General features: G+C 66.5%; 22 protein-coding genes and 1 pseudogene. 8 read left to right on the plus strand and 15 right to left on the minus strand.

The annotated features are described in order from the left end of the window. Position 1 precedes the first annotated feature (1 nt). The 5 genes and pseudogenes from LGM42_RS02005 to LGM42_RS02025 form a co-directional block, all read right to left on the minus strand. Positions 2 to 163 carry a hypothetical protein gene (locus LGM42_RS02005; RefSeq protein ID WP_196493560.1) on the minus strand — a complete coding sequence of 54 codons (162 nt, stop codon included), beginning with the start codon at positions 161 to 163 and terminating at the stop codon, positions 2 to 4. A gap of 133 nt (positions 164 to 296) precedes the next feature. Then, the gene (pal, locus tag LGM42_RS02010; protein WP_124861958.1) at positions 297 to 788 is read right to left on the minus strand and encodes a peptidoglycan-associated lipoprotein Pal; all 492 of its coding nucleotides are present in this window, start codon (positions 786 to 788) and stop codon (positions 297 to 299) included. 418 nt (positions 789 to 1,206) lie between these two features. Then, positions 1,207 to 2,418: a porin gene (locus tag LGM42_RS02015; RefSeq protein WP_226231438.1), complete on the minus strand. Its 1,212-nt coding sequence runs from the start codon at positions 2,416 to 2,418 to the stop codon at positions 1,207 to 1,209. 172 nt (positions 2,419 to 2,590) lie between these two features. Further along, a pseudogene (locus tag LGM42_RS02020) lies at positions 2,591 to 2,842 on the minus strand (transposase); the annotation flags it as partial. A gap of 304 nt (positions 2,843 to 3,146) precedes the next feature. Then, on the minus strand, positions 3,147 to 3,728 hold the full coding sequence (locus LGM42_RS02025; protein WP_226231439.1) for a DUF4337 domain-containing protein: 582 nt from the start codon (positions 3,726 to 3,728) through the stop codon (positions 3,147 to 3,149). 340 nt (positions 3,729 to 4,068) lie between these two features. Between LGM42_RS02025 and LGM42_RS02030 the strand changes: the two genes are divergently transcribed. Continuing rightward, positions 4,069 to 4,689 (plus strand): hypothetical protein, encoded by a 621-nt coding sequence (locus tag LGM42_RS02030; protein ID WP_226231440.1) that lies wholly within the window; start codon positions 4,069 to 4,071, stop codon positions 4,687 to 4,689. Positions 4,690 to 4,827: 138 nt separating this feature from the next. Then, positions 4,828 to 5,838 carry a patatin-like phospholipase family protein gene (locus LGM42_RS02035; protein ID WP_060310942.1) on the plus strand — a complete coding sequence of 337 codons (1,011 nt, stop codon included), beginning with the start codon at positions 4,828 to 4,830 and terminating at the stop codon, positions 5,836 to 5,838. A gap of 167 nt (positions 5,839 to 6,005) precedes the next feature. Here LGM42_RS02035 and LGM42_RS02040 read toward each other — a convergent pair whose 3' ends face one another. The 8 genes from LGM42_RS02040 to LGM42_RS02075 form a co-directional block, all read right to left on the minus strand. After that, a complete protein-coding gene (locus LGM42_RS02040; RefSeq protein WP_059574384.1) occupies positions 6,006 to 7,451 on the minus strand; it encodes an NAD-dependent succinate-semialdehyde dehydrogenase in 1,446 nt (481 codons plus the stop codon). 151 nt (positions 7,452 to 7,602) lie between these two features. Further along, positions 7,603 to 8,907 (minus strand): cytochrome c, encoded by a 1,305-nt coding sequence (locus tag LGM42_RS02045; protein ID WP_226231441.1) that lies wholly within the window; start codon positions 8,905 to 8,907, stop codon positions 7,603 to 7,605. A 14-nt stretch (positions 8,908 to 8,921) separates the two neighbouring features. After that, positions 8,922 to 11,141, minus strand: coding sequence for a xanthine dehydrogenase family protein molybdopterin-binding subunit (locus LGM42_RS02050; RefSeq protein WP_226231442.1), 2,220 nt, complete (start codon positions 11,139 to 11,141; stop codon positions 8,922 to 8,924). A gap of 1 nt (position 11,142) precedes the next feature. Next, complete coding sequence (locus LGM42_RS02055) at positions 11,143 to 11,598, minus strand: (2Fe-2S)-binding protein (protein ID WP_226231443.1); 456 nt, start codon at positions 11,596 to 11,598, stop codon at positions 11,143 to 11,145. 150 nt (positions 11,599 to 11,748) lie between these two features. Further along, positions 11,749 to 12,048, minus strand: coding sequence for a putative quinol monooxygenase (locus LGM42_RS02060; RefSeq protein WP_060310945.1), 300 nt, complete (start codon positions 12,046 to 12,048; stop codon positions 11,749 to 11,751). A gap of 91 nt (positions 12,049 to 12,139) precedes the next feature. Then, entirely contained in the window at positions 12,140 to 13,198 is a 1,059-nt protein-coding gene (locus LGM42_RS02065; RefSeq protein ID WP_226231444.1) for an NADP-dependent oxidoreductase, read from the minus strand. Positions 13,199 to 13,430: 232 nt separating this feature from the next. Then, positions 13,431 to 14,051, minus strand: a complete 621-nt coding sequence (locus tag LGM42_RS02070) for a TetR/AcrR family transcriptional regulator (RefSeq protein WP_060310946.1) — start codon at positions 14,049 to 14,051, stop codon at positions 13,431 to 13,433. 169 nt (positions 14,052 to 14,220) lie between these two features. Beyond that, positions 14,221 to 15,240 carry a DNA-binding protein gene (locus LGM42_RS02075; RefSeq protein ID WP_226231705.1) on the minus strand — a complete coding sequence of 340 codons (1,020 nt, stop codon included), beginning with the start codon at positions 15,238 to 15,240 and terminating at the stop codon, positions 14,221 to 14,223. 240 nt (positions 15,241 to 15,480) lie between these two features. On the opposite strand from LGM42_RS02075, the gene LGM42_RS02080 reads away from it, so the two are divergent. From LGM42_RS02080 to LGM42_RS02090, 3 genes are all read left to right on the plus strand, one after another. Next, positions 15,481 to 16,146, plus strand: a complete 666-nt coding sequence (locus LGM42_RS02080) for a cation diffusion facilitator family transporter (protein ID WP_060310948.1) — start codon at positions 15,481 to 15,483, stop codon at positions 16,144 to 16,146. A 177-nt stretch (positions 16,147 to 16,323) separates the two neighbouring features. After that, entirely contained in the window at positions 16,324 to 16,731 is a 408-nt protein-coding gene (locus LGM42_RS02085; RefSeq protein WP_059574393.1) for a helix-turn-helix domain-containing protein, read from the plus strand. Between the two features lie 2 nt (positions 16,732 to 16,733). Continuing rightward, positions 16,734 to 18,074 (plus strand): type II toxin-antitoxin system HipA family toxin, encoded by a 1,341-nt coding sequence (locus LGM42_RS02090; protein ID WP_060310949.1) that lies wholly within the window; start codon positions 16,734 to 16,736, stop codon positions 18,072 to 18,074. Between the two features lie 158 nt (positions 18,075 to 18,232). Here LGM42_RS02090 and LGM42_RS02095 read toward each other — a convergent pair whose 3' ends face one another. Beyond that, positions 18,233 to 19,360, minus strand: coding sequence for a 4-hydroxyphenylpyruvate dioxygenase family protein (locus tag LGM42_RS02095; protein WP_060310950.1), 1,128 nt, complete (start codon positions 19,358 to 19,360; stop codon positions 18,233 to 18,235). Positions 19,361 to 19,716: 356 nt separating this feature from the next. Here LGM42_RS02095 and shiA point away from each other — a divergent pair, with 356 nt between their 5' ends. The 3 genes from shiA (at position 19,717) to LGM42_RS02110 (ending at position 23,265) form a co-directional block, all read left to right on the plus strand. After that, positions 19,717 to 21,024, plus strand: coding sequence for a shikimate transporter (shiA, locus tag LGM42_RS02100; protein ID WP_060310951.1), 1,308 nt, complete (start codon positions 19,717 to 19,719; stop codon positions 21,022 to 21,024). A gap of 216 nt (positions 21,025 to 21,240) precedes the next feature. Further along, a complete protein-coding gene (locus LGM42_RS02105; protein ID WP_060310952.1) occupies positions 21,241 to 22,542 on the plus strand; it encodes a UDP-N-acetylglucosamine 1-carboxyvinyltransferase in 1,302 nt (433 codons plus the stop codon). A gap of 351 nt (positions 22,543 to 22,893) precedes the next feature. Continuing rightward, entirely contained in the window at positions 22,894 to 23,265 is a 372-nt protein-coding gene (locus tag LGM42_RS02110; protein WP_059574397.1) for a DUF4440 domain-containing protein, read from the plus strand. A 45-nt stretch (positions 23,266 to 23,310) separates the two neighbouring features. Here the strand turns inward: LGM42_RS02110 and LGM42_RS02115 are convergent, their stop codons facing one another. Beyond that, positions 23,311 to 23,544, minus strand: a complete 234-nt coding sequence (locus tag LGM42_RS02115; protein ID WP_060310953.1) for an AbrB/MazE/SpoVT family DNA-binding domain-containing protein — start codon at positions 23,542 to 23,544, stop codon at positions 23,311 to 23,313. Between the last annotated feature and the right edge of the window lies 1 nt (position 23,545).

Raw genomic sequence — 23,545 nt, forward strand, 5'->3', positions numbered from 1 at the left:
GTCAGTAGCCGCCGCCTCCACCACTGCCTCCACTGCCTCCCGAGCCGCCGTACCGGCTCATGCCCGGTCCTTGCGACACGCCGCTGCCCGACGACGTACAGCCCGCCGACAGCACGAGCACCAGCGCCGCGATCAGCGTCGCAGCCAGCGTTGCCGATTTCATTGCAATCTCCTTGCAGCGCGCAGGCCACGGGAAAGGCGGTTCACGGGAACCGCGCGCCTGCGCGATGACAAGACGTTTCGGCGAAGCGCTTATTCCATGCTTTTCGCGTATCGCGGCGGCGGCGGCGCCTGGATCAACGATAGACGAGATCGGCGCGGCGATTCTGCGCCCACGCTTCCTCGTCGTGGCCGAGCGCGACCGGTTTTTCCTTGCCGAGGCTGACCGCCTCGAGTTGCGTCGCCGGCACGCCGAGCGTTTCGAGCGCGCTCGCCACGGCCTGCGAGCGGCGCTGGCCGAGCGCGAGGTTGTATTCCGACGTGCCGCGCTCGTCGGTGTTGCCCTGGATCAGCACACGCCGCGCCGGGTGGCTGCGCAGATAGTCTGCATGCGCCTGCAGCAGCGACTGGAATTCGGGCTTCACCGAGTACTGGTCGAAATCGAAGTAGATGCTGCGCTTGGCGAGCGGGCTGTTCGGATTGTTCAGATCGTCGGCCGTCACCGTCGCGACGGCTTCGCTCGAGGGCGCCGGCGCCACGCCGGCATTCTCGGGCGTTTTCGCCGCGTGGTGGCAACCGGCCAGCAGGACGAAAGTTGCCAGGACCGCAATTCGGTTCATTTTGCTCATCGTTCTTCTCCAGCGGTTGACTGCGATGAAAGCGGGGCGCGTGCCATTCGCACGCAGCCGTCCGGCCGCCATGGCGCGAAATGTCCGGCTTCGTTGCCGTGATGCGGGTTCGTAAGCCGATGGTGCGCCAGATGAAAGAATGTTGCGACCGGAACGCCGGATCGCGGCGTCGCTGCAAACAGATTAGGAAAAATGTCACAACGCGACCAGTTTCTTCGCATTTTTTGCGCAAACGCGACAGCCGGGAGGCATTCTTGCTTCCGTCGGCGGTGCGCGGTACGCAACGCCTGCCACAGCGAAAAAGGGCCGCGCACGGGGCGCGGCCTCGTCGGTGCCGGTCATGGCGCTCGGGTGATGCGGGAAGCGCTCGCCCGATGCAGCCGGTCGGCAGCGTGACGCGGCGGCGCGCGCCGCGTCGTCAAAACTTGTGCCGCAGCCCCAGCGCGACGACGGCTTGGTTGCTGTTCGCGGAAGGCGTCAAGGTCCAGACGGTCGCGTTGAACGCGGGGTTGCCATTGCCGCCGCTCACGCGCTGATAGGTGCCTTCGAGATACGCATCCGTGCGCTTGGACAGCGCATAGTCGGCCTGCGCGACGACCTGGTTCCATTTCGGGCGCGTCTGGCCCGTGCGCGTATCGAAGCGGCCCATCGTGTACGTGTACGCGGCGGCGACGGTCAACGCCCGCGTGACGAAGTAGCGTGCGTCGATCGAAAAATTGTCGAACACCAGCGATTCGCCTTTCAGCGGGGCGATGTTGCCGCCCTGGAGCACGCCCGTCACGCCGTCGGTGGCCGAATGCGACCACGCGACGCCGAGCGAGTGCGGCCCGAACGCATAACGGCCCGCCATCGCCCAGATCTGCTGGTTGCCGCCCGTGACCGTCGCCGAGCCGTCGACGGTGCTCAGTGCGCCGTCAGCGTTCGGTGCGTTGCGGTCGCGGCTGATCTTCAGGTAGCCGGCGCCGAGCTTCAGCGGCCCGTTCGCATACGACACGCCCGTGCTCCACACCGCGTTGTTGGAGAACTGGCCGGCCGTGTTCGAGAAACCGATCATTGCGCCGAACCTGAGCCCGCGAACCGTCGGGCTCGTGTACTTCACCGCGTTGTTGATGCGCAGGTTGCGGTTCGAATCGTCGTTGTCGTACGGGTGGACCGCGAGGTTGCCGCCCCAGCCGGGGCCGGCCGCGCCGAGCGGCGTCACGAAATCGAGGATCAGGTCGTACTGGCGGCCGAAGGACAGCGTGCCGGCCGTCTCCGAACCCACGCCGATCCACGCCTGGCGGCCGAACAGGTCGACGCCTTTCTGCGACAGCTTGCCGGTGGTGCCGGAGAAGCCGTTCTCGAGCGTGAAGACCGCGGCCATCCCGCCGCCGAGATCCTCGCGGCCGTGCAGCCCCCAGCGCGACGCGTTCAGCGCGCCGCTCGTCATCGCGACGCTGCCGCCGCCGGGCGAGCCGGCGCCGCGCGTGCGCTGGTTGCTCGAGTAGGTGATCGACGTGTCGATCAGGCCGTACAGCGTCACGCTGCTCTGGGCAAGCGCGACATCCGGCACGAAGCCGGTCAGGCAGGCGGCAATGACGGTCCCCGCGATGCGCGCGCCGGCATGCGGGTTCATTGTGCAGGAATGCATAGGTGTTTTTGTTGTTGTGTGGAGCGGCCTGACGGCCGATGGATCGAGCGGCCATTATTGGAGATCGTGCGGCCGTCGATTAAGACGTTGCACAGGAAAGGTCCTCTGCGGAATCGCTTGGAATTGCGATGCGTCGGCTGCACGGAGGCAGTCGGGGAGGGGGCGTGTGGGGCGGCGCCCGTTCCTCGAACCATCGATGATCGCTACCGTCGATCTGAATCAGCTCCCCGAGGCATGCACGGCGGTTGCGCGGTTGGTAGACCTTCGGCGGGCGTTGTTTGCGTGGAATCCAGAGGCCGGAAGCCCTCATCAGCGTACGAACCGTTTCAACAGCCAGGTCAATGCCGTGACATTCGCGCAGCTTCTCGCAGGCCAATGTCGGCCCGAAATCGGCGTAGCGCTCGCGGATCAATGCCAGCGCCCGCTGCGCCTTGCAACTCCAGCCGTTCGGCCGCCTGGCCGGGCTTGAGCCGACACTCGGCTACAGCCTCAATGACCTTCAGCCGATCCACTTCACGCATCGTCATGGTGATCGTCCCATTCGCGTTCATCGCCGGCGCTCCCAAGGGTGCAGACGATCAACCTACAGGCCAAAACACGACATTTTTATTTAGCGGAAACGCGACATCTGAACTTGGGACCTACACCCTTTTGATTGATAATTCACGTTATGTAAAATCACAACCACTGGTCTGTATCGATACGACTGCAGCCCGACGGCCTCTCAGTCAATCAAACCCCAAAGAACGCAACCCCGCCACCACGATGCCGATCGCGGCTACGCCGATCGACAGCCCCTGCATCCATGATCGCCGCGTGAGGATCGTGATAGCTGCCAGTGCAATCGAGATCTGGATGACGGTCGTCGCCTGCGACCATCGATGGTGCCGGTGCATCCGCTCCTCGCTCGCCGCGTTATTCTTCTCGACTTCCTTTTCGAGCGCCTCGGCGCGTGCCCGGATCGGTTCCTTGTCGGCACGGTATCTCGCGGCATCCGTCTCGAACCGCTTTCGCTGCGGCGATGTCTCCGGGCTCAACGCCGCACCGAGTTCGGCGAGATTCTGCTTGTCACCCTTCGCCTGGTAGTAGGCCCACTGATTTGCAGCCTCGGTTTTCCTGATCGCGGCGTCATTCTTGTAGAGCAGCGCGAGGCTCTCGTCGGCACCGCTCTGGTAGGCCGATATCGCGCCGAAGCACGCAAGCACGGCTGTCAGCACTGCAATGCGCGACGTACCTCGATCGCCACCATGAGACTCGTGATGTTCCACCGCATGGTCGTGAGGGCCATGAACTTCGTATTCTTCAGACATTCGTAGCAAACCCGCAAAAGTTGAATGAATTTGTCGTCGGCTGGCCGTTTGGCTAACGTTAAACGCCACTCCTGCCATCCGACGCATGCGAAACCATCCATGATGGCCGGACAGGTTCGAATGTTTCAAATATATGCAATTCGATCGTAATTGTTTTAGTTTCGATTAAATTCGCCTCTTTCACCAACCTTGTCATCCGTCATTTCATTTCCTATAAATCACTGGTGCCAAGTCAATCGAAAATGTAGCGGCGACACTCGAGACAATCACCCCAATAGAAGGAAATTGAATGCCCGGCATTCAATAAACCAATGCTGCGGCGTGTCCCGCCGTCTCGGCCGTGACCGCTGGCGTTGTCCGGCGCCATCATGGTCGATCTGCCATCGCCCAGCCGGATTGGATCACCACAAAATTCGCCGGAATCGCGGCCTTTGACGATGCCGGCGCGCCATGCGTCCGAAGCGCATGGTGCTGTTCTCGAAGGCGCGGGGAAGCATTCAACCTCTTCAAGGTGAAAAAAATGAGTCTCAATCCGATTGAAAATCAGCCGCACGGGACCTTTGCAGAATTCGCCAATACTGCCCCTGTTTCTGCCATTGAGGTCGATACATTCAAAATGGCGCTCTATCACGACGGCGTGCAGTTGGGCTGGCTTGGCCAAAACAGCGGCGAATGGGCCGTTCTCGTCGATTCCGCCGCGAAAGCGTTGACGCTCGAACAGTACCCTTATAACGGCGTGACGTATTATCGGATCCTCGGCACCAGCCGATATATGTCCGTCAGCAATAACGCCTACGTTGGTTTCTATAACTGGATAGGCGCGCGCGGATGGACGCGCCAGGGCTCGATTTTGATTTCCGATTTCAACCACCAGAAACTGTCGCTCTATTCCAAGGACAACGCGTATTTGTATGCGTGGGATGCCTACACCGTGCTCGATGTGAGGTTCGACGAGCAATAACGCGCGACGCTTCGCCCGCTGGCTTGAATTTCCGGCGGCGACACGGCGCAGGAAGCGGCGCATCCCCCGGCGACACCGGCGGGATGCCCGCCGGGTTGCGCCATTCGCATTCATCCCACGATCAAAAAGGGAAACGCAATGACCTTCAAGATTCTCAGTTGCGATGGCGGCGGTATCCGGGGATTGATCACCGCCCTGCTCATCCAGGACCTCGACCGGCGCAGCCGGATCATCGCGAGCGCCGACGGCTTTGCCGGCACATCCACGGGCGGCCTGATCGCCCTGGGGCTCGCCCGCGGTGTATCCATTTCCGAGATCGTCGATATCTACAGGACGAAGGGCTCGGTGATCTTTCGGGAAAACGGTGCGTGGCTGGCGCAAAAGCAAGCACTCGAACAGCACACGCAAGCACTCGAACAAGGCACGGTCCTGGCTGGTCCGGGCGTGTTCCAATGCCAGTATGTCAACACCGGGCTACAGGAGATCGCCAAGTCGCTGGTCGGCAGCGGCAAGCTGGCGGATCTGTCCCGCTTCGTCGTAATCAACTCGGCGCGCCTGTGGGATCCGCCCACCAAGAGCTGGGCTCCGTGCACCTTCTCCAACGGAAACGGCAACGCCTATCGTAACGTCAGCCTGTTCGATGCCGCACTTGCCACGTCGGCTGCGCCGACGTATTTCCCGCCGTACGAAATCGCCGGGCTTGGCTATTTCGCCGATGGCGGCGTGTTTGCGAACAATCCTTCCGTGTCCGCCATTGCCGAGGCGCTGGCCAGCACTCGCGCAGGCAGTCTGGACGATGTGCGCCTGTTGTCGCTCGGCACCGGAACCAGCCCCGTGGGCATTCCCCCGGACGCTGTCGTCAACCCGTTGACCTGGGGGGTTTCGAAATGGCTGTGGCCGCTCGAAAGCGGGCGCGTACCGGCAGCAGCCCTGCTCGGGCTGACGATGGATACGACGGCGGCGATCGCCGCACAACAGGCCGGGCAGATACTGAACGCCCATTACCAGCGCGGAAATTTCGTGCTCGGTCAAGCCGTCGCCCTCGATGACTGGCAAAAGGCGCCGGAACTGGAGAAGGAGACCCAGGCGTACATGAGAACCGCCGAGTGGCAACGTGTGTGCCAGTGGGTGGAGCAATTCTGGCGCTGATCGCACGTCGATAGCCGGGCTTTCGTGAGCAGCAGGCGCTGCGGGTGCCGACGGCGAACGAATCAGAAACAACGAGGCCGGGCAGAACGCCCGGCGCTCGGCAACGCCAGCCGCGTGCGGACCGCAAATGGCGGCACGCACGCGGCCAACCTGCCATCAGACCACCCTCAAACGGCCATCACCGTCACCGACTTCGTAACGAGATACGGCTCCAGCGCTTCCGGCCCGCCTTCCGACCCATAGCCCGAATCCTTCACGCCGCCGAACGGCATTTCCGGCCACGGCGTCGCCGGCTGGTTGATCCACAGCATCCCGACTTCGAGGCGCTGCGTCAGCAGATGCACGTTCGCGAACGAACGCGTGAACGCGTAGCCGGCCAGACCGAACGGCAAACGGTTCGCCTCGGCGATCGCATCCTCCAGCTTGTCGAAACCGCGGATCGCCGCGACCGGGCCGAACGGCTCGTTGTTGAACACGTCCGCTTCGAGCGGCACGTTCGCGATCACGGTCGGTGCGAAGAAGTTGCCTTCCGCACCGATCCGCTCGCCGCCGGTTTCGATGCTCGCGCCGACCTTGCGCGCGTTGTCGACGACCGACGCCATCGCGCTCAGGCGCCGCGGGTTCGCGAGCGCGCCGAGCGTCGTGCCTTCGTCGAGGCCGTTGCCCACCTTCAGTCCTTCCGCATGCTTGACCAGCGCGCGCGTGAATTCGTCGCGGATGCTGTTGTGCACGAGAAAGCGCGTCGGCGAAATGCAGACCTGCCCCGCGTTGCGGAATTTCGCACCGCCGGCGGCCTTCACCGCGAGCGCGACGTCCGCATCCTCGGCGACGATCACCGGTGCGTGGCCGCCCAGTTCCATCGTCGCGCGCTTCATGTGCTGGCCCGCGAGCGCGGCCAGTTGCTTGCCGACCGGCGTCGAACCCGTGAACGTGACCTTGCGGATCACCGGGTGCGGAATCAGGTACGACGAAATTTCAGCCGGATCGCCGTACACGAGGCCGATCACGCCCGCCGGCACGCCCGCATCGACGAACGCGCGCAGCAGCGCGGCCGGCGACGCCGGGGTTTCCTCCGGCGCCTTCACGAGGAACGAGCAGCCGGTCGCGAGCGCGGCGCTCAGCTTGCGCACGACCTGGTTGACCGGGAAATTCCACGGCGTGAACGCCGCGACCGGGCCCACCGGCTCCTTCACGACCGTCTGCTGCGCGCCGAGGTTGCGCGGCGGCACGATCCGGCCGTACACGCGGCGGCCCTCGTCCGCGAACCATTCGATGATGTCGGCCGCCGACAGCACTTCGACGCGCGCTTCGGTGAGCGGCTTGCCCTGCTCCTGCGTCATCAACTGCGCGATCGTGTCCGCGCGCTCGCGCACCAGCGCGGCCGCCTTGCGCATCGTCGCCGCGCGCTCGTGCGCGGGCACCTTGCGCCATGCTTCGAAGCCGCGCTGGGCGGCGGCGAGCGCGCGGTCGAGATCGGCGATGCCCGCGTGGGCCACCTTGCCGATCGGCTTGCCGGTCGCCGGGTTCACGACGTCGATCGTCCTGCCGCTCGCGGCGTCGACCCACTCGCCGTCGATCAGCAGTTGCGTATCCGTATAAGTCACGTTAGCCATCCAGACACCCCTACATTGCGTCGATAAAACGCGCGCTGCCGCGAACGGCCGCGCGCCGGTTGACAAAAAGCCATGCCGCCAGGGCAGGCACGCACCCGGCGGCGTGGGCGGCAGGCACGCCGGCCCGCCCTCGTTTCGCGGCGCCCCGCGCTCAGTGCGCGGCCGCCGTCGCCTTGCGGAGTTTCGCGACGTCCGCCGCCTGCACGGCCGGCGCGCCGTTGTTCCAGCCGGCGCGCATGAACGTCAGCACGTCGGCGATCTGCTGGTCGTTCAACTGGTTCGAGAACGCCGGCATCGGATACGCGGACGGCACACCACCGATCACGAGCGTGTCGCTGCCGTTCAACGTCACGTTGATCAGCGACGATGCATCCGCCTCCAGCACGTTCGGATTGCCGGCGAGCGGCGCGAGCAGCGGTGCATAGCCGCGCCCGTCCACCCCGTGGCAATGCAGGCAGTAAGCGTTATACACCTTCGCGCCCGGATCGGCTGCCGGCCGGCCCAGCGCGACCTGCGTCGGCTTCGGATCGTAGCGGTACGGCGGTGCGCCCGTGCCGCCTGCCGCCGGCAGCGATTTCAGGTAGCGCGAGATCGCGGCCAGATCGTCGTCGGTCAGCTCCTGCGTGCTGTGGTTGATCACGCTCACCATCGAGCCGAACGCGGTCGCGTGCTGATTCGCGCCGGTCTTCAGGAACTGCGCGACGTCCGCCTCGTTCCAGCGGCCAAGCCCGGTGTTGTGCTCGCCGGTCAGGTTCGACGCGAACCAGTTGTCGATCGACGCGCCCGACAGGAACGCCGCGCCGCTTTCGTCGAGCGCCTTCTCCTGGAAGCCGACGCCGCGCGGCGTGTGGCACGACCCGCAGTGCCCGAGCCCCTGCACGAGATACGCGCCGCGATTCCACACCGCATCCTTCGCCGGCTTGTCCGCGTACGGTGTGGAATCGAGGAACACCATGTTCCACAACGCGAGCGGCCAGCGCATGTTGAGCGGCCACGGGATGTCGGACGGCCGGTTCGCCTGCTTCACCGGTTCGACGCCGTGCATGAAGTATGCATACAGCGCCTTCACGTCGTCGTCCTTCAGCTTCGCATACGACGGATACGGCATCGCCGGATACAGGTTGTGGCCGTCCTTCGCGACGCCCTTGCGCAACGCGCTGGCGAAATCGGCCTCGGTATAGCCGCCGATGCCCGTATCCGGATCGGGCGTGATGTTGGTCGTGTAGATCGCGCCCATCGGCGTGACCATCTTCAGGCCGCCCGCGAACGGCGTGCCGCGCGGCGCGGTATGGCACGCGACGCAGTCGCCGGCTTTCGCGAGATACGCGCCGCGAGCGACGAGCGCGCTGTCGGCGGGCGTCGTCTGCGCGGCATGCGCGACCGTGCCGGCCAGCAGTGCGGACAGCGCAAGCAGCGACGCGCGCAGCGCCTTCAGGTTCAAGGTGAGATGTCGCATGGTCGTCCCTCCCCTCAGGCCGTTTTCAGCTGGTTGCCGACCGGCAGCTTGCGCAGCCGCGTGCCGGTGGCCGCGAAGATCGCGTTCGACAGCGCCGCCGCGGTCGCGGCCGTGCCCGGCTCGCCGATCCCGCCCGGCGCCTCGCCGCTCTTCACCAGATGGACTTCGATCGGCGGCACCTCGTTGATTCGCATCATCCGGTAGTCGGTGAAGTTGCTCTGCACGACGCGGCCGTCCTCGATCGTGATCTCGCCGTACAGCGCGCCCGTGATCCCGAAGATGATGCCGCCCTGCACCTGCGCCTCGATCGTGTTCGGATTCACGACCATCCCGCAATCGACCGCGCACACGGCGCGCTTGACCTGCACCTCGCCGCCGTCCACCGCGACGTCGATGACGATCGAGAAGAAGCTGCCGAACGCATGCATCACCGATACGCCGCGCCCCTGCCCCTTCGGCAGCGACGCGCCCCAGCCGGCCGCCTTCGTCGCGACGTCGAGCACGTTGCGGGCGCGCGGCGACTTGTCGAGCAGCGCGCGACGGTACTGCACCGGGTCGGTCTTGGTCTGCGCGGCGAGTTCGTCGATGAAGCTTTCGACGACGAACGTGCTGCGCGTCGGCCCGACGCCGCGCCAGAACGCGGTCGGCACGTGGCGCGGCTCCTGGCGCACGTAGTCGACGAGCTGGTTCGGCAGGTCGTACGGCAGTTCGGCCGCAACCTCGACCGCGTCGGGATCGACGCCGTCCTTGACCGCGGGCGGCGCGAAGCGCGCGAGGATCGACGAGCCGACGATCCGGTGCTGCCACGCAACCGGCTTGCCGTTCGCGTCGAGGCCGGCGGAGATCTTGTCGTAGTAGCACGGCCGGTACATGTCGTGCTGGACGTCTTCCTCGCGCGTCCAGATCACCTTCACCGGGGCATTGACCTGTTTGCCGACCTTCACGGCCTGGCCGATCATGTCGGTTTCGAGCCGTCGGCCGAATCCGCCGCCGAGCAGATGGTTGTGCACGACGATCCTGTCGGGCGACAGCCCGGTCAACTGTTGCGCCGTGTCGCGTGCGCGGGTCGGCACCTGCGTGCCGACCCAGATGTCGCAGCCGTCGCCGCGCACGTGCACCGTGCAGTTCACCGGCTCCATCGTCGCGTGGGCGAGCAACGGCTGTTCGTAGACGGCATCGACGCGCGTCTTCGCGTTCGCGAACGCCTTGCCGACGTCGCCTTCCTTGCGCGCGACCGCGCCCTTGCCGTTCGCCGCCGCCTGCGCGAGATCCGCGAACAGATCCTTCGTCGATACCTTCGCGCCCGCGCCTTCATTCCACTTCACGACGAGCGCCGATGCGCCGCGCTTCGCGGCCCACGTGTGATCGCCGACCACCGCGACCGCGTTGTCGACGCGCACGACCTGGCGCACGCCGGGGATCTTCTTCGCGGCCGTGTCGTCAACGCTCGCGACCGTGCCGCCGAACACCGGGCTGTTCACGATCACCGCGTACAGCATCCCGGGCAGGCGCACGTCCAGCCCGAACTGCGCGGTGCCGTCGACCTTCTCCGGCGAATCGAGGCGCTTCGCGGGCGTGCCGATCAGCTTGAAATCCGCCGGCTGCTTCAGCACGACGTCCTTCGGCACCGGCAGCTTCGCCGCCGCGTCGGCCAACTGGCCGTACGATCCGCGCCGCCCACTCGGCGGATGCTGCACTTCGCCGTTCGCCGTGCGGCAGCTCGCCGGATCGACGCTCCACTGCTTCGCGGCCGCCGAGACCAGCAGCGTGCGCGCGGTGGCGCCCGCGCGGCGCAGCGGCTCCCACGCGTAGCGCACCGACGTCGAGCCGCCGGTAAGCTGGCCGCCGAGCAGCGGATCGAGGAACAGTTTCTCGTTGGGCGGCGCATGATCGAGCGTCACGCTCGACAGCGGCACTTCGAGCTCTTCCGCGATCAGCATCGGCAGCGCCGTATAGACACCCTGCCCCATCTCGACCTTCGGCATCACCAGCGTGACCTTGCCGGCGCGGTCGATCTGCACGAACGCGTTCGGCGCGAACACGCCCGGCGGCGCGGGTTCGGCGGCGTCGCCGCCGATCACCGAGCGACGTGTATCGTCACCGGCCGCCGGCAGGCTGAAGCCGAGCAGCAAGCCGCCGCCGGCGGCGGCGCCGAGCGACATGCCGAGTTTCAGAAACGACCGGCGCGACACGCCCGCGCCGGCCCGACCTGCTTCGATCAGTCCGCGTGACATGTCAGGCTCCTTTTGCGGCTTGTTTGACGGCCGCGCGAATCCGGTGGTACGTGCCGCAGCGGCAGATGTTGCCAGCCATCGCCGCGTCGATATCGGCATCGCTCGGATTCGGGTTCGAAGCGATCAGCGCGGTGGCGGCCATCACCTGCCCCGACTGGCAGTAGCCGCACTGGACGACGTCGAGCTCGCGCCACGCCTGCTGGACCTTGTGGCCGGCCGGCGTCGCGCCGACGGCCTCGATCGTCGTGACCTTGCGGCCGGCGACGGCCGCGACCGGCAGCACGCACGAACGTGCGGCCACACCGTCGAGATGCACGGTGCACGCGCCGCATTGCGCGATGCCGCAGCCGAACTTGGTGCCGGTGAGGCCGACGACGTCGCGCAGCACCCAGAGCAAGGGCATGTCGTCGGGGGCGTCGACCGAGCGGGTTTCGCCGTTGATGTTGAGGGTGATCATTCAGCCTCCGGGGCCGTTGTATTTGGGGAAGCGGCGCGAACGAGGCGCGCTGCGCCGCAGGGTCGTCGTCATCGCCGTTGCGTCGTGCGCAACGGGTGCCCTCGCGGCCCGGGTGCGGGCGAGCCGCGGCGGTGTTGCTTGCTTGCGTCGTTAGTCGGCCACGTCGATGGCCGACAGCACCTTGATCACCGGCGGTGCGGTGAACCACTCGGCCGACTTCGTGCGGAATTCGCCGAAATACGGGCTCGCGAGGTGCGCGTCGAATGCCGCCTGGTCGTCGTAGATCTCGTACAGATGCAGGTTCGGCGATCCGTCCTGCTCGCGGAACAGGTCGTAGCGGCGGTTGCCCGGCTCGGTGCGCGTCTTCGCGACCATGCTGCGCAGTTCGGCCTCGGCGGCCTGCGCGTGTTCGGGTTTCAGGAACAGCGAAGCGATCACGTGAAGCGCCATTTTTCACTCCTTTGAAAACGGAAACGAGCATGCCACAAGCCGGCGTCTCGCGACGCCAGCGTGCAGCGGGTGGTATGTCGCCGCGGCGGGATCAGGCCAGCTCGTCCGGGCCGACGCGCACGACGACCTTGCCGAAATTCTTGCCGGCAAGCAGGCCGATCAGTGCTTGCGGTGCATCGGCGAGATCGGGAACGACGTCCTCGCGCGTCTTCACCTTGCCCTGTGCGACCCATTCGGTCATGTCCTTCAGGAACGGCGCATAGCCGGTCGCATAGTGATCGAGGATGATGAAACCCTGCACGCGGATGCGCTTGCGCAGGATCGCGCCCATCAGCGCCGGCACGCGGTCACGGCCGGTCGACACGGCCTTGTCGTCGTATGCCGCGTCGTTGTAATGCGCGATGATTCCGCAGACGGGCACGCGCGCATGGTCGTTCAGCAGCGGCCACACCGCGTCGAACACGGCGCCGCCGACGTTCTCGAAATAGATGTCGATGCCGTTCGGGCACGCATCCTTCAGCTTCGCGGCAAACGCCGGATCGTGGTGGTCGACGCATGCGTCGAAGCCGAGCGTACCGGTCACGTACGCGCACTTGTCGGCGCCGCCCGCGACGCCGACCACGCGGCAGCCCTTCAGCTTCGCGATCTGGCCGACCACCGCGCCGACCGCGCCGCTCGCGGCCGCGACGACCACGGTTTCGCCGGCCTTCGGCTCGCCGATCTTCAACAGGCCCGTGTAGGCGGTGAAGCCCGGCATGCCGAGCACGCCGAGCGCGTACGACGGGTGCGCGAAATCGCGGCCGAGCGGGATCAGGTCGCGCCCGTCGGACAGCGCATAGTCCTGCCAGCCTGCGCCGGCGACGACGAGATCGCCTTCGCGAAACGCCGGCAGATTCGACGACACCACGCGGCTGACCGTGCCGCCGACCATCGGCTGGCCGAGTTCGGCCGGCGGTGCGTAGGACGGCGCGTCACTCATCCGGCCGCGCATGTACGGGTCGAGCGACAGCCAGACGGTGCGCAGCAGGACCTGGCCGGCGCCGGGCACCGGCACGGCGCCGGTTTCGGCTCGGAAGTTGTCCGGTGTCGGTGCGCCGACCGGGCGCGAATTCAGGACGATCTGGCGGTTTGCAGTCTTGCTTTGCGGCATGTGAGCCTCCGTCAACAGGAATGAACGTGCGTCGTGGGCACGATCGGATCAGGGATGGACCAGCAGGAAGTGCGCGCCCCGACGGCCGCGGCGGTGTGGCCGGGGCGGTCGCAGGCAGGCGGTGGGAGCGATCGGGACAGCGTAACGCGGCGTATAGCGTTCGTCATGAATGATTGAGTAGACCAGTCGTCTATAACCAGGGCAAAAACAAGGCGCGCCATGCGCGCCGGAATTACGACTGCGCGCCGTCGGACGCGGCCGGCGGCAGATTCAGCATGCGCCGCGTTTCGATCATCGCCCTCTCGAGCGGTTTGCGGTTGCGGTGAATCTTTTCCAGCAGTGTCGCGCCCAGCCAGAGCTCGTACAGGATCGCTGCTGCGTGCGACGGATCGTCGACGCCGCTCAGCGAACCGTCGGCCAGCCCGGCCTCGATGCCGCCCGCGAGCCGCTCGATGATCTGACTGGTGCCGCGCCGCAGTACCGCGCGCATCGCTTCCGACAGGTCCGACACTTCGGCGCCGAGCTTGACCGCGAGGCACTTGCCTTCCGGATCGTCCGCGCATTGCGTGTGCAGCCAGTTGCCCCAGTACGTCATCAGGCGCTCGGCGCCCGTGCCGGACTGCTGCTTGAACAGCTTGTCGAGATGCGCGAGATAGCCTTCGAAATACGATTCGAGCAACGCTTCGCCGAATGCCTCTTTCGAGCCGAAGTAATGGTAGAACGAGCCCTTCGGGATGCCCGCCGCGGCGAGAATCTCGTTCAGACCGACCGCCGAAAAGCCCTTGTGGAGCATGATCGGCTTCGCGATGTTCAGGATGTGCTGGCGGACTTCGGCGCCTGAAGATGCATTCATGATGGCGTATGGTAGCAACGATTAGACCGGTCGTCTAGTAACGTCGAGCCGGCATGTTGAGCGGCACTTTACCCGATCCCCGTCGCGCGCCCAATGCCCCGGCCGGCGTTCTCCTCGCTCGTTCGTCCGTCTGCGGGTGGCGCGTCATATCGGCGACCCGGTTTCGATGTCAGCGCGGCGCTTCGTCGGCGCGCTTTCTGGTGCGCGCCCGCCGCTCGCTGCGCTCGGCGGCCGGGACGGTCTTGACGCCGCGCAACGGCGGCCGGCGCACGAGCGCTGCCATCTCGCGCCTCAGCGCGTCGAGTTCGTGGCCGCGCGCCGCGCCGGTCGCCAGTGCGCCGTCGAGTTGCCCCTGAAGCACGCCGCAGCGATGCAGCGCATCGCCGAGTTGGGCCTGTAGCGCCGCCATTTCCTTTCGCTGCTGCGAGTCGCGTTGTTCCGCGCGCGATGTCGCTGCGTCGAGTTCCTTTTGCAATCGCGCGGCCGCGAGCCGCTCGCGATCGATTTCCTGAAGCGCCCGCTTCTCCGACGCGCGCAGCCGCTCTTCGGCGCGGCCGGCATCGTCGCGCAACCTGTCGAGCTGGACGGTGAAATCCACGCGGGCCTGCGCGAGCGCGCGGTCGCCCGCCGCGTTGTCGGCTTTCAGGCGCTCGATATCCGCTTGCAGCGCTTGCCGCGATGCATCGTCCGCCGCCCTCGCCTGCTCCAGTTCCTGAATGCGGACCTGCGCGGCCAACAAGGCGGCCGTGCGTTGCTCCAGCGCGGTTTCGGTGCGGACCAGTTCGGCCCGCAGCGTCGCGACTTCCGCTTGCGCGTTTGCCCGCTCGGTCTCGACTTCCGCGCGCAGCGCATCGAGCGCGGCGGCCGCGTCGGTACTCGATCGATTCCACAACGCCGCGACGAGTTCGCCTGCCGCCGCCTGCAAGTCGGCCGGCAGGTCGGGATGCTCGATGCGCACGCGGCTCTTTTCCCGCAACTCGGCCCAGAACTCGCCGAGGACGGCCGTCGGCGTGCTCATGCTGCCCTTGCGAACGAGTTGATACAGGCGGTTCGCCGTCGGCGTGATACCGAAGCGGAAGAACAGCAGCGCACACACTTCGCGGTACAACTCGCGCGTTTTCGGGAAGGCGGCCTTGAGCCGCTCGATTTCGGCGGTCAGGCGAGGTTCGTCGGCGGCGAGATCGGACATGGCAGGTTTGGTCGAGAATTTAGTTGATAATATAACGTAAACCGTTAAATATCCAACCAATCGAGCGATGTAATTTGACATTATTTCTATAATGTCGAGATCACATGAATCCATGTGATTCATCTGGCGCGTCAGGAAGGCCGGATTCCTCGCGCGGCGCGTTCGTTCGGCGTGTCATCGGCGTGCCACCGTAGGCCGGTAACGTTCGAAGCCGTCCCCGATCCCGACAAGCGATCCGCCATGCAGCGCCCGTCGCGCGCCACGCCCCACGTCTACGCGGCCACGTCCCGCGCCCTTGCCGTCAGCCTCGCGATCAACCTCCTGCTGCTCGCCGTCGAGACGGCGGCGGCACGGTCCGCGCATTCGTCGGGTTTGCTCGCGGACGTCGTGCATGCGGCGATCGATCTCGCGGCCGATGCGCTGATCCTCGTCGCCTGCCGGCTCGACGCGCGCCTGCCGCCGGCGCGCCGCCCGACCTACGAGCCGCTCGCGCTCGCGGGCCTCGGCGCGTTGCTGGCCGCGACCGGCGGGCGGATGATCTGGCATGCGCTGACCGGGTTCGATACGCCGCCCGTCGTGCAGCCGGGCGCGACCGCATTCGCGCTGGTTGCCGTCATGCTCGCCGGCAAGGCCGTGCTGTCGTACTGGATGCTGCGCAAGGCGCGCGAGACCGGCTCCGCGCTGCTCGAGGCGAGCGGCTGGCACGTGCGAACCGATGCGCTGTCGTCGTTGCTCGCGGCGCTCGCAATGAGTGCGGCGCTGGTCGGCTTCGGCCGGCTCGACGATCTGGCTGCGCTCGCGATCGGCGCGCTCGTGATCGGCACGGGCGCCGGATTCATCCGGCGCGGCTGGATGCAGTGGCCGGCATGGGCCGATTGGGCGAATCGCTCGACGCGCGGATCGTGAACGCCGCAGGTATCGCCTGACGGCCGATGCGTGCCGTTGCCTGCCCGATCGGGCTCCCTTTAACAGGTTATCGTTTGTTTTTTGTCAATACAGGCTATCATTTGTATTTTTGCAATACATGCCATAGACTGTATTTTCCGATTACAAACGATCGCCTGTCATCTCGCGGAGCGCCCAATGGCCTTTCCTGTCCAGACCTTGACCCAGTTGCGTCCGATACTCGTCGGCTTCCGCAAATCCGCGGGGCTCACGCAGGCGCAACTGGCCGCGCGCCTCGGCATCACCCAGCAATCCTATGCGCAGCTCGAAGCCAACCCGTCGGCGGCCAGTATCGAACGGCTTTTGAAGGTGTTGAACGCGCTCGGCGTTCGCATGATGCTCAGCCTGGACGAGCGGGATGCGCGGGCGGAAGCGGCCGATCCGGCTTCCGATGCCGAGCCGCCGGCGCGCCGCAAGCCGGCCGCGAGCAAGCGCGGCACCACGGCCGCGCAATCCCCGGCCGGGGCCGCGGCCGACGCGGCGCGGAAGCGCCCGGCAGCGACGACTCGGGCCAGGCCACGCGTGTCGAAGCGGGAGGACTGGTGACGATGGCCGCACGCGCCCGCCATGATCGGCTCGACCTGTGGATGAACGGCATTCCCGTCGGCTATTGGGAAATCCGGCGCGGGGTCGAGCGTCTCGTGTACCTGCCGGACTGGCTCGACGATCCCCAGGGCCGGCCACTGTCGCTGTCGCTGCCCTTTACGCCCGGCAACCAGCCGCACCAGGGCGCGATCGTGGCCGACTACTTCGACAACCTGCTGCCCGACAGCGAGCCGATCCGCCGCCGCATCGCGCAGCGTTACCGGCTCGGATCGACGGCGCCGTTCGAATTGCTCGCGTCGGTCGGCCGCGATTGCGTCGGCGCGATCCAGATGCTGCCGCCCGGCGAGACGCCCGCCGACCTCGAGGCGATCGAAGGCGCGACGCTCGACGATGCAGCCGTTGCCGACGTGCTGCGCCACGCGACCGCCGCGCCGCTGCCCGGCCACGCGGAGCCGGAAAGCGATCTGCGCCTGTCGATTGCCGGCGCGCAGGAAAAAACCGCGCTGCTGCGTCAGGGAAACCGCTGGCTGCGTCCGTCGGGCAGCACGCCGACGACCCACATCTTCAAGCTGCCGCTCGGGCGCGTCGGCAACATGCAGGCCGACATGCGCACGTCCGTCGAAAACGAATGGCTGTGTTCGAAGCTCGTCGCCGCGTACGGCCTGTCGGTCGCGCCGTGCGAGATCGGCCGGTTCGACGACCAGAAGGCGCTGATCGTCGAGCGCTTCGACCGGCGTCCGTCGCGCGACGGCTCGTGGATCCTGCGACTGCCGCAGGAGGACATGTGCCAGGCGACCGGCACGCCGTCGGGGGCGAAATACGAGTCGGACGGCGGCCCCGGCATCGAGACGATCATGGGCATCCTCGCGAATTCGGCCGATGCGGCCCGCGACCGGATGAATTTCTTCGTCGCCCAGCTCGTGTTCTGGGTGCTGGCCGCGATCGACGGCCACGCGAAGAACTTCAGCATCGCGCACCTGCCCGGCAATGCGTATCGCAGCACGCCGCTGTACGACGTGCTGTCCGCGCATCCGATCATCGGTACGAGCCGCAACCAGATTCCGCCGCGCCGCGCACGCCTCGCGATGGCCGTCTGCGGGAAGAACCGGCATTACGTGATCGGTGAAGTCCAGCCGCGCCACTGGATCGCGCAGGGCCGGCGCGTCGGCCTGACCGAAGACGACGTGCGCGCCGCGATGGCGGCCGTCGCCGCCCGCACGGAACCCGCGATTGCCGAAGCCGCCGCGCAGATCCCGGCGGATTTTCCGGCGGACGTCGCGGATGCGATTTTCGCCGGCATGCGTCGGCACAGCCGCAAGCTCGCAACGGCCGATTCGGCGTGACACACCGACGGGCCGCGACGGGCTGTCGGCCTTCGCGGCAACACGTCAGCCCTGGATCGACGGGCAGCCCCGACGGAACGGAAGCCGTGACGCCGTCGCCGATACGGCATCGAGCGCCCCCGCGCCGGACCGCGCGCCGGCCGCCGGCGCTTGATCGTTCAGCCCGCGTCGCGCGCGCGGGCGAGTGCCGCGAGGTTGCCCTCGCCGAACCCGTGATGCCCCTTGCGCTGCACGATCTCGAAGAAGATCTCGCCGGGCCGGCGCTTGACGAAGGTCTGGAAGAACAGCCTCGGCACGCCGTCGCGGCCGATCTCGCCGTCGACCAGCACCGCGCGGCGGCGCAGCGCATCGAGATCGACGCCGTGCCCGGGCAGTCGCGCATCGACGTCGTCGTAATAGCGTGCGGGCGGCTCGATGAACTCGACGCCGTTCGCACGCAGCGCATCGACGCACGACAGGATGTCGTCGGTCGCCAGTGCGACGTGCTGGACGCCCTCGCCCGGATGGTCGGGCAGGTACGCATGCATCAGCTCGGTGCGCCGCGTGCCTTCCTCGTACACGGGAATCCGCACCGCGCCGCACGGCGACACCATCACGCGCGATTCCTCCGACACATGCCAATGCGCGTCGATCTGGTGGATCTCGCGAAAATGCAGCAGGTCGTGGTAGAAATCCAGCCACTCCTGCATGCGGCCCGCGCCGACGGTTTGCGTGAAGTGGTCGACCTGCTGCAGGCCGACGCCGGCGCAATCGAGATCGGTATGGGCGGTCGCGATGTCGATCGGCCGGAAATCGATGTCGAAGATCGAGATGTCGCCGACACCGCCGCGCTGGCCATCCCGCCCGCGCCAGCGGTCGACGAAATACAGGTGCGAATCGCCGATGCCCTGGATCGCCGGAATCTTGAGTTCGCCGACGCCGACCTTTTCGCCCTCGAACGCCCACGCACCGAGCTGGATCGCACGCTCGAACGCGCGCCGGGCGTTCGCCACGCGCAACCCGATCGCGCAGACGCCCATCCCGTATTCCTCCGCATAGCGCGCGGCGAACGAATCGGGCTCGGCGTTGATCAGGAAATGCATCTGCCCCTGCCGATATAGCGTGACGTTCTTGCTGACGTGCCGCGCGATCGCCTTGAATCCGAGCTGCTCGAAGCGCCGCGCGAGCGCGTCCGGCACGGGCGCCGCGAATTCGACGAATTCGAGGCCGGCCATCCCGAGCGGATTGGCGGCCGGATCGGCGACGGGCGGCGTATCGCTGGACAGGGGGTGGGAATTGCCGGGCATTCCAGTCTCCGGGGACATGCGTCGATGGGGTAGCGTGCCTGTCGCGCGCGGCATGCGCGGCCGAGGTGGCGGCCGCACGTGCGCCCGGACGGGCGAGTTGTCGATGCTGCAGATTTTAACCAGATCGTTCACGGCGGCACACCCCGGCCGAACGGGATATCGTCGGGCCGCCTAGTGCAAACCCGAAAATCGTTCGATAATCGCACGGACTTGAACGATAATCGCGCAATTTATCCGATTGGCCGATTGCCGCCGTGCGGCGCGCGCCCTATTCTCCGTTCACTCATCGACTTCAATGCAGCATCGGACGCGGCGCCGCCACGATTCCACGATGCGCCGTGCCAGGAGACATCGCCATGACCCCCACCTTCGACACGCTCGACGCCGCTGCAGGCGCCCGTGCGCGCAACCAGGCCCGCAAGGCCGCGATCGGCAGCTTCGTCGGCGCCGTCGTCGACTGGTACGACTTCCTGCTGTACGGGATCGTCGCCGCGCTGGTGTTCAATTCGGAGTTCTTCCCGAAAGTCAGCCCGACGATGGGCACGCTCGCGGCGTTCGCCACCTTCGGCGTCGGCTTCCTGTTCCGGCCGCTCGGCGGCATCGTGTTCGGCCACTACGGCGACCGGCTCGGCCGCAAGCGGATGCTCGTGCTGACCGTGATGCTGATGGGGCTGTCGACCGTCGCGATCGGCCTGCTGCCGACGTTCTCGACGATCGGCTGGTGGGCGCCCGTGCTGCTGGTGCTGATGCGCGCGATCCAGGGTTTCGCGGTCGGCGGCGAATGGGGCGGCGCGGCGCTGATGGCCGTCGAAAGCGCGCCGAAGCAGAAGAAGGCGTTCTACAGCAGCGGCGTGCAGGTCGGCTACGGCGTCGGGCTCGTGCTGGCCACCGGCATCGTATCGATCCTGAGCCATACGCTCGGCGAGGCCGCGTTCAAGTCGTGGGGCTGGCGCCTGCCGTTCGTGTTCAGCATCGTGCTGGTGCTGATCGGGCTGTGGGTGCGCAAGAACATGGACGAATCGCAGGAATTCGTCGAGAAGGTCGAGCACGGCAACCGCAAGCTGCGCCTGCCGGTGCTGGAAGCGCTGACGCGCCATCCGAAGGCGTTCCTGCTGATCGTCGCGCTGCGGCTCGCCGAACTGTTCACGATGTATATCGTCACCGCGTTCGCGCTCAGTTATTCGACGACGAACCTCGGCATGTCGCGCGACCTGTTCCTGAACATCGGCCTGCTGGTGGGCGCGGTGAGCTGCGTGACGATCCCCTGCTTCGCGTGGCTGGCCGACCGCTACGGCCTGCGCCGCATCTATCTGATCGGCGCGCTGATCGGCCTTGCGTCCGCGGTGCCGTTCTTCCTCGCACTGGAAGCGCGGTCGATCGCGTGGATCGTGATCTTCTCGATCCTGCTGGCGAACGCCGCGCACGACATGGTCGTGAGCGTCCAGCAACCGCTGTTCACCGAGCTGTTCGGCGCCGAGTACCGCTACAGCGGCGCGGGCGTCGGCTACCAGTTCGCGAGCGTCGTCGGCGGCGGGTTCACGCCGTTCATCGCGGTCGGCCTCGTCAGCGTGGCCGGCGGTTCGTGGCACCTCGTCGCCGGCTATCTGGCGGCCGGCTGCCTGATCTCGCTGGTGGTCGCCGCACGGATGCGGGCGGCGCAATGACGCGATGAGCGCGTGGCCGGTCGCCCTCCGCGGTCGGCCACGCGGCCGGTCATTCGGCCATGCCGGCCGGCATTCGACCTGCTGCTTCACGGGCGCGACGTCAAACACTGTCAGTTACGCGCGCCGATTCCCCTTTTCCCCTGCGAACATTCCACGCCGCGTGCCGACCAATGGCATCATATGGGCCTACGTCAGTCACCGATACGCCCCCATATCATGTCGAATCTCATCGTCCACGGCGGCACTCCGCTGCGCGGGGACATCAAGCCGTCCGCGAACAAGAACGCCGTCCTGCCGATTCTGTGCGCCACCCTGTTGACCGATCAGCCGCTGCGCCTCGTCGGCGTGCCCGACATCACCGACGTGCGCAAGATCCTCGACATCTTCCGCACGCTCGGCAGCGACGTGTCGGTCGATTTCACGACGGGTCTGCTCGAGCTTCACCATCGCAACACGACGTTCGATCCGGCCGTCCACCGGCTGCCCGAGGCGATGCGTTCGTCGATCATGCTGATTCCGCCGCTGCTCGCGCGCTTCGGCGTCGCGCGCCTCGAGAACGACGTGAAAGGCTGCACGCTCGGCGTGCGCGAGATCGATCCGCACGTCGAGGTGTTCGAGCGGTTCGGCGCGCACATCGAACGCACGCCCGATTCGCTGATCGTCCGTACCGACGGCCCGCTGACGGCCAACGATCACTGGCTCGACTACGCGTCGGTGACGACCACCGAGAACTTCGCGCTGTGCGCGACGGCCGCGAACGGCACGTCGACGCTGATGAACGCGGCATCCGAGCCGCACGTGCAGGAGTTCTGCCAGTTCCTCGCGATGATCGGCGTCGCGATCGAGGGGATCGGCACGTCGCGGCTGTGCGTGACGGGCGGCGGCAAGCTCGGCGGCGGCGAGTTCCGCTTCGCCGAGGATTTCCACGAGATCGCGACGTTCCTCGCGCTCGGCGCGATCACGGGCGGCGACATCACGGTGCGCAACTCGTCGCCCGAGCATTTCCCGCTGATCGACCGCACGTTCGCGAAATTCGGCGTCACCGTCACGCACCGCGACGGCTGGTCGCGCGCGGAGCGCGACGGCCCGCTGCGCGTGCGCCGGCCGTTCACGCAGAACATCCTGACCAAGGTCGAGGCCGCGCCGTGGCCGTACCTGCCGGTCGACCTGCTGCCGATCTTCATCGCGCTCGGCGTGCGCGCGGAAGGCAGCGCGATGTTCTGGAACAAGGTCTACGACGGCGCGCTCGGCTGGTCTGGCGAACTGTCGAAGTTCGGCGCGCACGTGCTGCTGTCCGATCCGCACCGGCTGATCACGTTCGGCGGGCTGCAACTGACGCCGGCGCGCGTCGAGAGCCCGTACATCATTCGCGTCGCGATCGCGTTGCTGATGGTGGCCGCGAGCATCGAAGGCCGCTCGGAAATCATGAACGCGCTGCCGATTCGCCGCGCACATCCGCATTTCGTCGAAAACCTGCGTTCGGTCGGTGCGAACGTCGAGTGGACGAGCAGCGAGTAAGGTCGTGACGGATGCGGCGCGCGTAACGGTCGCGTCGCATCCGGTTGCTGCTTTTTATGCCGTATCGGCCGTTTCCATGCGCGGCCGCGCGGCGTTCTGCCATCGGTTGCCATCAGTCCGCGTCAGCACGCTGCGTGCTGCTTCACGCCTTTTCCCGTAGTCGGCGTCAGCCTGACGATGCGTCATCGGGACGTCTACTCCCGCGACCCGCCGGCTTTTCCCGCTCGCGGAAAACCAGATTCGGACCCGTCCAATTGCCGAAACGTGAGCCCGGCCATAGCCTGCTTTCCTGATCCGGCGGAAAGTGCAAAAAACCGCACATCCTCCCTCCAGCACGAAAATGCACAGCCTATGGAACCTCGATTCACCCTGGCGCAGATGCGCGACGTCTGGATCGACGCGTATCGTCACGCCGATGTCGAACAACTCGATTTCGTCGCGAGCCCGCATTTCTTTGTCCGGCACGAAGCTCGCATTCGCCCGAAAGCGCAATTTCTTGCGCGAATGCGCGTCGTAGCGGCCGAACGCACACCGGACAGACCGGCTATCGCATATCGGGACGAAACCATGCAAATCGTTACGCGCGGACGGTGCGCGACGATAACGGGCATCGGATCGGTACGGATCGACCAGGCAATCGATTCCCGCTTCGATTTCGTTGAGCAGTGGTGCGTGATCGACGCCCGATGGCGCATTGCCGCGCTCTGGCACGAACACAAGTAAGCTGGGCGCCGCCGCAGGCGCGTTCCGGCGCTTGAATGGGTCGACTCAATCCGGCTCGTTTGCGTCGTTCCGCCTGAACCTGAAATCGCCCGGCAGCTTGCCTCTGAAACGCCTCAACGGCAGCAGAAGCGCTTCGGGGCTCGCGTGGCGGCTCGCGGCCAAAGCACCGGCACGGTGAACGACTATTTCGACTTCGTCGCCTTCACGTAGCCCCAACGCGTCGACCAGACCGACCGGAAGGCGCACGGCCAGACTATTCCCCCACTTTGCAACCCGCATA

The sequence above is a fragment of the Burkholderia sp. AU39826 genome (assembly GCF_020419965.1).
In the GTDB taxonomy this organism is placed as follows: Bacteria; Pseudomonadota; Gammaproteobacteria; order Burkholderiales; family Burkholderiaceae; genus Burkholderia; species Burkholderia semiarida.